At 39.8% G+C, this 11,634-nt stretch carries 13 protein-coding genes and 1 tRNA gene; 11 read left to right on the top strand and 3 right to left on the bottom strand.

The annotated features are described in order from the left end of the window. The first annotated feature begins 6 nt into the window (after positions 1–6). From D9X91_RS22650 to D9X91_RS21320, 3 genes are all read left to right on the top strand, one after another. Positions 7–174, top strand: a complete 168-nt coding sequence (locus D9X91_RS22650; RefSeq protein ID WP_158598387.1) for a hypothetical protein — start codon at positions 7–9, stop codon at positions 172–174. 573 nt (positions 175–747) lie between these two features. Further along, positions 748–924 (top strand): sporulation histidine kinase inhibitor Sda, encoded by a 177-nt coding sequence (gene sda, locus D9X91_RS21325; protein ID WP_158598386.1) that lies wholly within the window; start codon positions 748–750, stop codon positions 922–924. A gap of 48 nt (positions 925–972) precedes the next feature. Beyond that, on the top strand, positions 973–1,428 hold the full coding sequence (locus D9X91_RS21320) for a DinB family protein (protein WP_121682677.1): 456 nt from the start codon (positions 973–975) through the stop codon (positions 1,426–1,428). Between the two features lie 53 nt (positions 1,429–1,481). Here the strand turns inward: D9X91_RS21320 and D9X91_RS21315 are convergent, their stop codons facing one another. After that, positions 1,482–2,111 carry an NUDIX hydrolase gene (locus D9X91_RS21315; protein ID WP_121682694.1) on the bottom strand — a complete coding sequence of 210 codons (630 nt, stop codon included), beginning with the start codon at positions 2,109–2,111 and terminating at the stop codon, positions 1,482–1,484. 610 nt (positions 2,112–2,721) lie between these two features. Between D9X91_RS21315 and D9X91_RS21310 the strand changes: the two genes are divergently transcribed. The 5 genes from D9X91_RS21310 to D9X91_RS21290 all read left to right on the top strand — a co-directional run bounded on the left by D9X91_RS21310 (position 2,722) and on the right by D9X91_RS21290 (position 7,687). Next, positions 2,722–3,531 (top strand): COG4705 family protein, encoded by an 810-nt coding sequence (locus D9X91_RS21310; protein WP_121682676.1) that lies wholly within the window; start codon positions 2,722–2,724, stop codon positions 3,529–3,531. Between the two features lie 199 nt (positions 3,532–3,730). Next, positions 3,731–4,900 (top strand): MGDG synthase family glycosyltransferase, encoded by a 1,170-nt coding sequence (locus D9X91_RS21305; protein ID WP_158598385.1) that lies wholly within the window; start codon positions 3,731–3,733, stop codon positions 4,898–4,900. A 12-nt stretch (positions 4,901–4,912) separates the two neighbouring features. After that, positions 4,913–5,542, top strand: a complete 630-nt coding sequence (locus tag D9X91_RS21300; RefSeq protein WP_121682674.1) for a DedA family protein — start codon at positions 4,913–4,915, stop codon at positions 5,540–5,542. 79 nt (positions 5,543–5,621) lie between these two features. Then, positions 5,622–6,293 (top strand): response regulator transcription factor, encoded by a 672-nt coding sequence (locus D9X91_RS21295; RefSeq protein ID WP_121682673.1) that lies wholly within the window; start codon positions 5,622–5,624, stop codon positions 6,291–6,293. Then, the gene (locus D9X91_RS21290; protein WP_121682672.1) at positions 6,293–7,687 is read left to right on the top strand and encodes a HAMP domain-containing sensor histidine kinase; all 1,395 of its coding nucleotides are present in this window, start codon (positions 6,293–6,295) and stop codon (positions 7,685–7,687) included. Before D9X91_RS21295 ends, D9X91_RS21290 begins: the two co-directional genes overlap by 1 nt. A 165-nt stretch (positions 7,688–7,852) precedes the next feature. Here D9X91_RS21290 and D9X91_RS21285 read toward each other — a convergent pair. Together D9X91_RS21285 and D9X91_RS21280 are read right to left on the bottom strand one after the other, a co-directional pair. Beyond that, positions 7,853–7,925, bottom strand: a tRNA-Ala gene (locus D9X91_RS21285). Positions 7,926–8,102: 177 nt separating this feature from the next. Continuing rightward, positions 8,103–8,807: an MgtC/SapB family protein gene (locus tag D9X91_RS21280; RefSeq protein ID WP_121682671.1), complete on the bottom strand. Its 705-nt coding sequence runs from the start codon at positions 8,805–8,807 to the stop codon at positions 8,103–8,105. 271 nt (positions 8,808–9,078) lie between these two features. Between D9X91_RS21280 and D9X91_RS21275 the strand changes: the two genes are divergently transcribed. From D9X91_RS21275 to D9X91_RS21265, 3 genes are read left to right on the top strand one after another with little or no spacing between them, the layout of a single operon-like run. Then, positions 9,079–9,993: a DMT family transporter gene (locus D9X91_RS21275; RefSeq protein WP_121682670.1), complete on the top strand. Its 915-nt coding sequence runs from the start codon at positions 9,079–9,081 to the stop codon at positions 9,991–9,993. Positions 9,994–10,004: 11 nt separating this feature from the next. Next, on the top strand, positions 10,005–10,529 hold the full coding sequence (locus D9X91_RS21270) for a GNAT family N-acetyltransferase (RefSeq protein WP_121682669.1): 525 nt from the start codon (positions 10,005–10,007) through the stop codon (positions 10,527–10,529). Between the two features lie 13 nt (positions 10,530–10,542). Beyond that, positions 10,543–11,091 (top strand): GNAT family N-acetyltransferase, encoded by a 549-nt coding sequence (locus D9X91_RS21265; RefSeq protein WP_121682668.1) that lies wholly within the window; start codon positions 10,543–10,545, stop codon positions 11,089–11,091. Positions 11,092–11,634 lie beyond the last annotated feature (543 nt).

Raw genomic sequence — 11,634 nt, 5'->3', positions numbered from 1 at the left:
AGGGCTATGAAGAAATTGATCTATCTCCTATTTTCATCCTTCGTCTTATTTTCTTTCACCCTGAATGCACCTGGGCAGCACCTATCAAAATTGATTTCAGCATTGGAGCTTCCGAACCATCACCCCTTCTTGGCCATGGATGAAGATTACCCGCCAAGACATAACATTCTTTAAAGAACGATAAATCAGTTTTTCATTAATAAACAGTCCGAAGCAGCGGGCTGTTTTTGTTTTTATGAAAATTGAAGGGACTTTTATGTGTCGTAATTTGTCAAACAGTTGTCATAGTTGAATGTTGTCCAAATTCTATTGTTTATCCCAAATAATTATTTTAAACTACAGTTACCGCGGGAGACGAAAGGGTTAACCTAGCTTGAGGATAGGAAATCCTTATGAAAATTTGGTAGTAAAAGGTGTGCCATATTTTCAAATCTAAGAGAAAAGGAATTTTTATAACAGCGAAGAATGGAGCATCGGTCTAACGAATTATCAGAATGGTGTAAAAAGGGGATCATAGAAATAGAATGCATTTTCTCTTCAGGCAAAAGGGAGGCCGAAGGAGGAAGATGGAGTCCCGTTTTTTTGGGACAGGGATGGATCGACGTTCGTGGATTGCCCCGTGCACGGGTAATTAAATAAAAGAAAATCATATGACTCAACAAACAAGAAGGAGCATCGCTTCTTCTTGTTTGTTTTATGGACAAAGATGTATATCAGATATATATAGAATGGTGGAGGGGGAGGAACATGGGGATGTCCTCGCTGAAGGACGAAGAAATATTAAGGATTTATGCTGCTGCCAAGAAAAACCGCCTATCTGAGGAGTTCATCGTATTGATTTGGAATGAAATCATCAAGCGGAAGCTGGAGGATATGGTACTGGATGGCAGCCTTGAAAATGCTTCGGAAGAGAATCTTGTGTAATAATTTGCTACAATGAGGTCAGTTTGTTAGTTAAGGGGGATAATGAAAATGAACAGGAAAACAGGGATCAAGCAATTGCAAATCACTCGCGGAGCGCTGCTGAAATTTTTACAGGAAATCGATGAAGAAACAGCAGCAATCCAACCAAAAGGATTCAATAATACGCTGCAATGGCATACAGGCCACATACTGACCGCTGCTGAATCATTCATGTTTGGCAAAGAGTTCGAACATCTTCCAAAAGAATATACTGGTCTTTTCGGATACGGGTCGAAACCTTCCGACTGGACAGCGGCTGCCCCTTCCATCAGAGTGATGGAAGCTCAGCTGAAAGAACAATCTGAGAGAATCCAAGCACTGCCTGAAGAAGTATTTGAGAAAAACCTTCCTGAACCATTTATAGGGCTAGAAACGGTAGGTGAGCTTTATGGAATGATGATTTACCATGAAGCGGAACACTTAGGCCAAATGAAAGCAATGAAACGAATTTTGGATGCAGAATAATTTAAAAGGGTGACCCCGAGGTGCCAGGCACCATGGGGTCACCCTTTCATCTTTCAATCCTTTATTTCTCCAATGATCTCAATAAAGTGAGCAAGGATCCTTGCTGTCAATCCCCATATAACGCGTTCCTCATAATAATAAAAATATTCTTCCATCTTTCTGCTCTGCCAGTTGTAATTTTCCCCGCCGATGATCATATCAAAGGGGAAGTCCACATCAGGTTCGATCCTGAAATGAACATCATATACATCCGGCTTTGATTTTTGAAAAAAGGAAACCGGTACTGTAAATACCTCCGCAACTTCAGAGGGATTGGGTTTAATCGATTCAACCTTGGAAATCATGCCTGCAAATGGAAAAATCATTGTACCGAAAGGGGAGACCATATAGTCCAGCGGTGAAACATTGACAATCTCCTCGGTCGAAATCCCGAGTTCCTCTGAAGTTTCCCTAATGGCGGCACTCCGTGCATCACGGTCGCCAGGTTCGATTCGTCCTCCGGGAAAACAAATTTCACCTGGCTGGCGTCTCATATCATGGGATCTGACCTCAAAAAGGATATGATATTCACCGTCTTTTTTCACTAAAGGCAGCAGTATTGCAAATTTGTGAAACTTATCATTGCCTAAAATCGAAGGCGGCCGATTATTCAAGTGCTCAACGATATTTTCGAGTTCATCCATGATTTTCACCTCGATCATTTACTGACATCCGCGCAGCGTCATCTTTGAAGTTTTCATATTGATTGTAGTTCATTTTAACCTCTTGATGCTCATCAATCAATTTGTAAGGACTAAGGGATTGGTGAGGTTGTGGTTTTTATTCATTTAATAAGTTCTTTTGGAAAGGCTCTTTTGGTAAAGTTTATTGCTATTCATCAAAGTTTGTGCAAGTTGATTTGCTCTGCAGGATGCTCCAATCAACACTCTATAATGAATTTTCATCAAATGAATTGATAAGGGCTCTTTTCTCAAACTTTGCTGCTTTAAAGACTAAAATAGCACTGTCCATTTATTTTTTTATCTTTAAAATGGCTTAATCAGCGAGAAAAGAGCCGGGATCTGATATTTCAACACGCTAAACATCTATTTGCGCGTTAAAATCGGCAGTAAGATTTTAACAACAATCTTTACGAAAACAGCCTTTCGTAAAATTTCCTCATTGTGAAAAATAAATCATCCTTTTTTAATAAACACTTCATTTGACTTTAATGAAAATGGACAGGTTAACCCATTACACTTTTTGAGAAATCTTTTAATTTTATGCTCTATCGATTGAGGAGGATGATATGCCATGGATAAAAACCAGGAGATAGTGGAGAGCGAAAGAAATGATTCAACCTTCGGGAGACATTTATTAAGTAAAGTTCCTGAGGTGACGATCTTTTTTTGGATCATCAAAATTATGGCAACGACTGTCGGGGAGACCGCTGCGGATTATTTGAACTTCCATCTGCATGTCGGATTGACGAATACGACGCTCATCATGAGCGTGCTGCTGGTCATCTCATTGATTTTCCAGTTTAAAGCTAACAAGTATATCCCAGCTGTTTATTGGATCGCCGTTGTGCTGATCAGTGTGGTCGGGACTTTGGTGACAGATAACCTAACGGATCATTTCGGAGTGCCGCTCATCACTTCAACCATTGTATTCAGTATTTTATTGGCGATCACGTTTGCAGCTTGGTATGCAAGTGAAAAAACACTATCGATTCATTCGATTTTCACGACAAAGCGTGAAGCCTATTATTGGCTGACAATCTTATTTACCTTCGCACTAGGGACAGCTGCGGGTGATTTGATTTCTGAAGATCTTAACCTTGGCTACATGATATCCGGCATCATTTTCGCGGCATTGATCGCCCTGGTAACAATTGGATACTATATGTTCAAGATGAACGCCGTTCTTGCTTTCTGGATCGCCTACATCTTAACCCGTCCACTGGGAGCTTCCATAGGGGATTTCATGTCGCAGCCGGCCAAACATGGCGGACTTGGATTAGGAACGACCGGAACAAGTGCCATTTTCATCTTCATCATTCTGGGATTGGTCGTTTATTTATCTATCACGAAAAGAGATTCATTGAATATGCGTTCTGAATAATTGAAACAAGCGCTTGGACCGAATGCGGTTTCAAACGCTTGTTTTTTTTATTGACGGCGTACAGGATCATCAACCAGCAATTATGAGAAACTTCTCATTTTCTTTTAATCACACTTAGTAAATGTGCTTTACTCCTTTTTAATTATCGAATGTTAACGTGTTATTGATAGTTCAGATGGAAAGGCCAGTGATGATGTGTATGAAAAAGATTTTAATCTTTTCAAGTGACTATGGAGAAGGACATAAGCAGGCGGCACATGCCCTTAACCAGGAAACGAAGGTATTTTCAGAACCTTCACAGATTCAAGTGATGGATTTTATGCAATTGGTTCATCCGGTTATGAATCCTCTTTTCCGTACGATGTTCCTTAAAAGTATTAGTAAATTTCCTTCTCTTTATGGATTTTTATATACCAAGACGAGCAATTTGCAACTTTCTCATGACATGGCAAAATGGTCTTTATTCTATGCAAGAAAGGTCATCAACTACATCGATCAATTTAAACCGGATGTGATCGTCAGCACCTTTCCCTTTGCGTCCGGGTGTTTATCCGGTTTGAAATCTAAAGGATTTGTTAAGGCGCCAATCGTGACGGTGATCACGGATTTCGCGCATCATAGAGTGTGGATCCATCCCTATACGGACCAGTATTTAGTCGGGGCTAAAAGTGTCGCCGATTATTTGATGAACTGTGGGGTGGATGAATCTAAAATTTCAATCACCGGAATTCCCATCCGGAAAGAAGAACACTTACCTGGGTCCAAACCATTTTTGAAGAAAAGGTTCGAACTCGATCCGCACAAGCCAGTAGTGCTGGTGATGGCTGGAGCCTATGGCTTATTTGGGGAAAATATGTTTACGGTACTCGAAGAAATGGCAGAATTGCCGGTTCAATTTGTTATTGTCTGCGGTCATAATAGAAAATTATATCTGTCTTTATTAAAAAAAGTGCCTTCGGGTGCAATCAATATCAAGATTTTAGGGTATACAATTGAAATCATGGAATATATGTTCATTGCCGATCTTCTTATATCCAAACCTGGCGGATTGACGATTTCAGAGGCAGCGGCAAATGAGCTCCCGATGCTGTTATTTCAATCGATTCCGGGTCAGGAAGAAGACAATGCCAGGTTCTTGCTGCAAAATGGTGCGGCCAAAATGGCATCAAATCCAAAGGAATTGATGAAATACCTTCAACTTCTAATGGAGAATAAAATGATTTTGGTTCAAATGAAGAAGAATATGAGAAAACTACAAAAAAGAAACGCTGCTGCAAATGGAATGAAAGTGATCCTTCAACTGGCCCAAATCGGGACAAGCATGGAAGAAGTAGATCATACCGCCTTTGTGGAGCAGACAACGTATTAGAGGGAGAGAAATATGCTGCATCAGTTGATGAATTCATTAGATAGTTTAATTTTGGATGCGATATCCTCACTGGGCATATGGGGCATTTTTTTCGGGATGCTGGTGGAAAGTGCGTGCATCCCCCTTCCGAGTGAAGTTATCATGCTATTTGGAGGATTTTTGGTAGGAAACGGACAATTATCCTTTTGGAGTGTCATATTTGCTGGGGTATTCGGGAACCTGATCGGATCGATTTTGATATATTGGGTTGGGAAGAAAGGGGGCAGGCCGTTCATTGAAAAGTATGGAAAATATGTGCTTTTAAATCAGAATCACGTAAAAAAATCTGAAGCGTGGTTTGATAAATACGGAAGCGCGGCTACCTTTTTTGGAAGGATTCTGCCGGTCATACGGACCTTCATTTCCCTGCCAGCCGGGATGGCCAACATGAAGATGAGTAAATTCATTACATTCACGTTCCTTGGCTGCATCCCGTGGAATATGGTCCTCGTATATATGGGCGTCAAGCTCGGTGAAAATTGGGAGACCGCGCAAAGTTATATGAAACCGGTCACCTATCTGATATTCGGTGCCGTCATACTCTTGGGGCTATGGTGGGTGTTCAAGCTCATCAAATCAAGAAAAGCGGCCAGACAAGAATAATAGGGGATTAATGCTCATCCATACCAAGATAAAAATCCATGGGATATGAGCCACTTTGATTCCATTGGGAGGTACTGTAATGCAAAAAATCTTGTTGATCGAAGATGAAGAGAGTATCACAGAATTTTTAGAACTTGAACTAAAGCACGAAGGGTATGAAGTGGAAATAGCTCATAATGGACGGACAGGGCTTGAAAAAGCATTAGAAAAGGATTATGACTTGATCCTGTTGGATTTGATGCTTCCTGAACTGAATGGCGTTGAGGTATGCAGGAGGTTGAGTGCAGTAAAGGACACCCCCATTATCATGCTGACGGCCCGCGATAGTGTCATGGATCGGGTTATGGGACTCGATAACGGAGCCGAGGATTATATCTCCAAGCCGTTTTCCATTGAAGAACTATTCGCGAGAATGCGTGTAATTTTTCGACGGCAAGAAAAGAACGATAAAAAGCTTGCCCAAAAGCTTTCTTTTAAAGGGATTGAAGTCGATACGATTTCAAGATCGGTCAAGAAAGGTAATGAAATCGTTGAGTTGACCAAACGTGAATATGAGCTATTATTATATTTCCTTCAAAATATCAACAGGGTTTTGTCCAGGGATCTCATCATGGAGAAAATCTGGGGCTACGATTATTATGGTGAGACAAATGTTGTGGATGTTTATGTTAGGTATTTGCGATCAAAAATTAATCCAGAGAATGAAAATTATATCGAAACCATTCGCGGAGTAGGGTATGTGATGCGCTAATGCTGAAACTTGGTAACTTCAAAATAAAATGGAAGCTCGTTCTATGGTCCGCGGCTTTGATCATGGGGTTGTTTTTTGCATACAACCTATTGCAATACTTCGTGATGAGCGCTTGGATGGTACATCACGAAGAACTTGCAATCCAGGATAAAATGAATGAGGTGCAGCATTATTATCAAAAAGAAAGGCATTTGCCTTCTGAACAGCAGCAATTAGTGGAAGACAAAGAATTTCTTCAAGGAATCAATGAGAAATCTGAAATGATTATTGTGTACGACCAAAACGATAAACCCTTGATCACCGTCAGCCAAACCGATAAGAAGTGGAAAAAGCTGGTCTCTGAAAACGGAATCGTTCGGAAACATGTGGGAGAGGACCGGTTATTGATCGATAAAAAGGTCATTTCCACTCCCCGTTTTAAAGGGAGCATTGAAATCGTAAGAAACCTGGAATCCTTTGACAGCTTATTAGACCAATTTGGGGCTGTCATGCTTCTCACCCTCTTAGGGGCGATTGTGGTGAGCGTGGTCGGAGGATTATTCTTATCTAATCAGTTATTAAAGCCGCTGCAGGACATTTCCATGACATTGGCACGCATCAAAAAATTTGGACTAAAAGAACGCGTGGTCGTGAAAGACAACCGTGATGAAATTTCCCAGCTGGCTATTCATTTTAATGAACTGATGGACCAATTGGAACTGTCATTTAATAAGCAAAAGCAATTTGTCGAGGATGCTTCGCATGAATTGCGAACGCCATTAGCTGCACTTCAGGGGAATTTGTCTATGCTCAACCGATGGGGGAAAGACAATCCTGCAGTGCTGGAAAAATCATTGAACTCCTCTTTGAATGAAGTGGAGAGGTTAAATCATTTAGTGAAGAATTTATTGGAATTGACCCGCTTTGATTCTGAAGCTGAACAGGAAGAGTCAACTGAACCCATCAACCCTGGCCCTATCATCGAGAGGGTGATTGAGAAATTTGAAACGATTTATCCGGAATTTCAATTGGATACGTACGGTCTTGAAAATAAAGAACATATATTAGTAGGGGAGAATCATCTTGAACAATTGTTGTTCATCTTGATTGATAATGCAATTAAGTATTCCGTTGAATGGAAGAAAGTCGCAATCCACCTGCTTCCAGGGAATAATGATGTCAGATTGGTCATTCAAGATTGGGGGATAGGAATACCTGAAGATGAAATTCCCCTTGTGCTGAATCGCTTTTATCGAGTAGATAAATCCCGGAATCGCAAAAAAGGCGGGCACGGTATCGGGCTGTCCATTGCGAAGAAAATCGTCGATAAATATGACGGACAACTGACGATTACGAGTGATCTTGATATTGGGACGAAGGTAGAGGTCATGTTCCCAAATGCTAATTCAAGATAAGAAAGTGATAGGATATATTATCCAATTCATTTTCCTTACAGTTTCAGGTGTCCTCGGTGTGACCAAGAGGTGATCGAGGCATTCCGTGAGCCTATTGCTGAATCAAAGATATAGGGGAAGTTGAAGAAAATAAAAAACCCTTGCTATGCAAGGGTTTTTTGAGTATGGAGCATAGCGGGCTCGAACCGCTGACCTCTTCGCTGCCAGCGAAGCGCTCTCCCAGCTGAGCTAATGCCCCGTGAGAATTATGTAAGATGAAAAATTCATCTTTGTTCTGACAAGAACTATAATAATGGAAAATATGTTTTTTTGTCAACTAAAAATTGGACAATTATTTTAGATAAGAGCAGGAACCTACTCCGGAAACTGCTCCTATCTTAATGGATCAGATCAATGAAAATGCCGGAAAAAGATTTTATAGACTTTCTACTTCCGTACTTTGAACACCGTCAATATCGGAGACTGTATAATAGACATCGGTGGTCCTTCGCTTGAAGTTCACCGTAATTTTCAATTCTAATAAATGCGTCAGGTCTTGTTTGTCTTTGATGCGGATGTTTTTTATTGAAATCCTTTCCTCCTGAATCTTAGTGATGACCGTATCAATGCTCTTTTTATCAGTGAGGATGATTCTGATTAATAGTTCTTTCTCACGAAGCTTTTGAGGACCAATCAATTTAATCAAGTATGGAATAAATTCAACACTGATGATCAATAAAACTACACCGGCTATCGCTTCAACATAAAATCCAGCACCTACGGCGATCCCTATTCCGGCTGCACCCCAAATCATGGCGGCAGTTGTCAGTCCTGAAATGCTGTCATTCCCTCTCCGTAATATAACACCTGCTCCTAGGAAACCGATTCCAGAAACAATCTGTGCAGCAAGACGTAATGGATCCATTGTAATATTTACATCGCCATGCTCAGGGAACAAGTATGCAGATTCAATGGAGACGATAGTCAACAAGCAACTTACAATGGATATGACAAGGCTTGTTTTCAGCCCGACAGGTTTTCTCTTTAATTCACGTTCGAGTCCAATTACAAGTCCCAATACCGCAGAGATGCATAATTTAATGATGATTTCAGATTCGAGACTTAAACCAAATCCCCCCAATAATAATCCCTCCTTTTTCTTTATAAAAGGCTCTTTTATCAAAGATTGTTCTTAATTTCTTTCAAATAACTTATCATATGAGGTTGATTGGAGCGAGCATCCTGCAGCAAATCAACTTTACATAACCTTTAATGGATAGCAACAAACTTTGCTAAAAGAGCCTTAAAAAAACAATGGTAATTCTTTTAGTGAAAAGATAGAATAATGTGTACATTTTATCATATTCATGGAATGTTCTTCATGTTTTATTTTAATAAAAGGAGATCATGTAATGGAGACCCCAAAAGTAAACCCTTATCTAGCCCTTGGCATCGGTGTCGTGTCCGTTTCAACATCTGCCATTTTAGTGAAAGTCTCATCAGCAGATGCAGGAGTCATCGCATTTTATCGTTTATTTATTACAGTACTTTTAATGGCGCCATTCTTTTTCATTAAAAATATGAAAGAACTGAAGCTGATTACAATACGTGATTGGATATATTCATTGATAGCAGGTATTTTTTTGGCTTTTCATTTTATTTTATGGTTCGAATCCTTAAATTACACATCGGTGGCAAGTTCGACCGTTTTGGTGACGCTCCAGCCGTTGTTTGCGTTTTTAGGAACCTTCTTATTTTTTAATGAACGTTTATCTCTTAAAGCAATCCTGTGTGGAGTCATTGCCATTGCCGGGAGTGTGATCATAAGCTGGGGCGATTTTCAAATCAGCGGAAGTGCTTTATTCGGAGATGTATTGGCGTTGGCTGCCTGTGCGCTAGTCACAGCATATTTGTTGTTTGGTCAACATGTAAGGAAACGGCTCTCACTTATGACTTATACATTTGTCGTTTATTTTATTTGCTCCGTAGTTTTATTGATTTATGTACTCTTCACGAAAGAAAAGCTGGGACCATATCCTGCAGAAGACTGGGTTTATTTCCTGCTTCTTGCCCTCATTCCCAATTTGCTCGGACATAGCTTGTTTAATTGGTCCCTTAAATGGGTCAGTACATCGACAATATCTATGGCGATACTGTTTGAACCTGTAGGTGCTTCGATCTTGGCTTATTTTCTTTTGCACGAAAGCTTGCATGCCACACAAATATTGGGGGGAGGAGTTGTAATTGCAGGAATCTCGATATTTTTGCTGAATGAAAGAAAGAGCAAGCAGTTAGAGTTAATGAAAAATGATATGGAATCTGTTTAGGGGGGAGATAGATGATCATCAAGGCTAAGCCTGAGGACGCCAGGGGCATTGCGGAAGTCCATGTAAAAAGCTGGCAGCAGGCATACAAAGGTATCGTGGATGAAGACTATCTAAAATCAATGAGTGTTGAAAGAAGATATACATTATGGAAGAAAAGCTTGGCTCAAGATCACCATGTATATGTACTTAAAGAAAATTCCACTGTTGTGGGGTTTGCGGCGTTCGGAAAAGAAAGAACGAATAGTTTCGGAATTGATGGGGAGCTTTATGCTATCTACATATTGGAAGAATACAAGAGAAAAGGTGCTGGAACTGAATTTCTGCGCCAGGGGATAAGAGATCTTATTGCAGAGGGCTTTTCTTCAATAAATGTATGGGTATTGGAAGACAACCCATCCAAACACTTCTATGAGTCGTTTACTCCAGAGCATCTTGGTGAAGAAATCATCACTATTGGAGGCCGAGATTTTAAGGAATTATGCTATGGGTGGAGTGACATACATAATCTATATCAAAAAATCAGGAAAAAGTGTTAGGGAGGGGACTGCCATGGATCGAGTATTTCAAAGTTTTGTAGATCTGGATACTGAACATTTAAAGTTGAGACAGATTAACATGGAAGACGCGCCAAAAATGTACGCTAATTTTTCGCTGGATGAAGTTACAAAGTATTATGATTTAGAAACTTTTCAATCTATTGAACAAGCAGAGCAGCTCATCCAAAAGCTATTGAGAGGCTTTGCTGCCGGAAAGCAAATCAGATGGGCCATCACCATTAAGCCACACCATGAATTGATCGGTACCATAGGTTTTCATGAAATTGAAAGGGAGCATCGGAAAGCGGAAATCGGTTATGAAATCCATCCGGACTTTTGGGGCAGGGGGATCGTGACAGAAGCGATCAAAGAAATTGTCCGATTTGGCTTCGAAGAAATGGATTTAAATCGGATGGAGGCATTTTATGACCCTGAGAATATAGCTTCTCAAAAAGTTCTCCATAAAAATGGGTTTGTGTTTGAAGGAGTATTAAGGAAGCGTTTCTTTGAGAAAGGACAATTTGTGGATGCAGCGATATCTTCTATTATAAGAGAAGAATAAAAATCCCCGGCAGTGCCGGGGATTTTTATTCTATGAACAGATATGTCATGCCTGAAAAAACAAAAGCCATAATGAACGAAAATAAAAATGTCACTATATTAGGCTTCCCATACTTATCTCCAAGCTTTAAGCCTTCAATGAAAGAATAGGAAAATAAATATAATGCCATAAAAAATGAAATAAGAAATGCTGTTTTGATGAGCAATGAAAGTTCTCCTCTCAATGTTATCTGTTTTAATAGTATGATTGCTTATACATGATTATGAGTTGGATCGATGGTCGTGAAAAGACTAGTCGAGGTTTAAAGATATCTTTCGTTTTTTATAAAAAAACTATTGCAAAGGGATTGTTATCGTGATATATTATTTCTTGTCCGATAAAACAACAGAAATTGCTAACAAACTTTTTGAAAAAAAGTTGTTGACTCAAAACGGACAAGATGTTATATTAATAAAGTCGCTGTCAAAGAAGGCGACAGCAAAATTGATCTTTGAAAACTGAACAAAACAAACGTCAACGTTAATTCAATTTTTTATTTTAAAT

This window comes from Falsibacillus albus, assembly GCF_003668575.1.
Taxonomy (GTDB): domain Bacteria; phylum Bacillota; class Bacilli; order Bacillales; family DSM-25281; genus Falsibacillus; species Falsibacillus albus.
The sequence above is the reverse complement of the archived record's forward strand: the minus strand, read 5'-3'. Positions and strand labels throughout refer to the sequence as shown.

Excerpts from the sequence above, each read along its gene's own strand:
- D9X91_RS22650 (WP_158598387.1), top strand. The coding sequence starts at position 7 with ATGAAGAAATTGATCTATCTCCTATTTTCATCCTTCGTCTTATTTTCT.
- sda (WP_158598386.1), top strand. The coding sequence starts at position 748 with ATGGGGATGTCCTCGCTGAAGGACGAAGAAATATTAAGGATTTATGCT.
- D9X91_RS21320 (WP_121682677.1), top strand. The coding sequence starts at position 973 with ATGAACAGGAAAACAGGGATCAAGCAATTGCAAATCACTCGCGGAGCG.
- D9X91_RS21315 (WP_121682694.1), bottom strand. The coding sequence starts at position 2,111 with ATGGATGAACTCGAAAATATCGTTGAGCACTTGAATAATCGGCCGCCT.
- D9X91_RS21310 (WP_121682676.1), top strand. The coding sequence starts at position 2,722 with ATGGATAAAAACCAGGAGATAGTGGAGAGCGAAAGAAATGATTCAACC.
- D9X91_RS21305 (WP_158598385.1), top strand. The coding sequence starts at position 3,731 with ATGAAAAAGATTTTAATCTTTTCAAGTGACTATGGAGAAGGACATAAG.
- D9X91_RS21300 (WP_121682674.1), top strand. The coding sequence starts at position 4,913 with ATGCTGCATCAGTTGATGAATTCATTAGATAGTTTAATTTTGGATGCG.
- D9X91_RS21295 (WP_121682673.1), top strand. The coding sequence starts at position 5,622 with ATGCAAAAAATCTTGTTGATCGAAGATGAAGAGAGTATCACAGAATTT.
- D9X91_RS21290 (WP_121682672.1), top strand. The coding sequence starts at position 6,293 with ATGCTGAAACTTGGTAACTTCAAAATAAAATGGAAGCTCGTTCTATGG.
- D9X91_RS21275 (WP_121682670.1), top strand. The coding sequence starts at position 9,079 with ATGGAGACCCCAAAAGTAAACCCTTATCTAGCCCTTGGCATCGGTGTC.
- D9X91_RS21270 (WP_121682669.1), top strand. The coding sequence starts at position 10,005 with ATGATCATCAAGGCTAAGCCTGAGGACGCCAGGGGCATTGCGGAAGTC.
- D9X91_RS21265 (WP_121682668.1), top strand. The coding sequence starts at position 10,543 with ATGGATCGAGTATTTCAAAGTTTTGTAGATCTGGATACTGAACATTTA.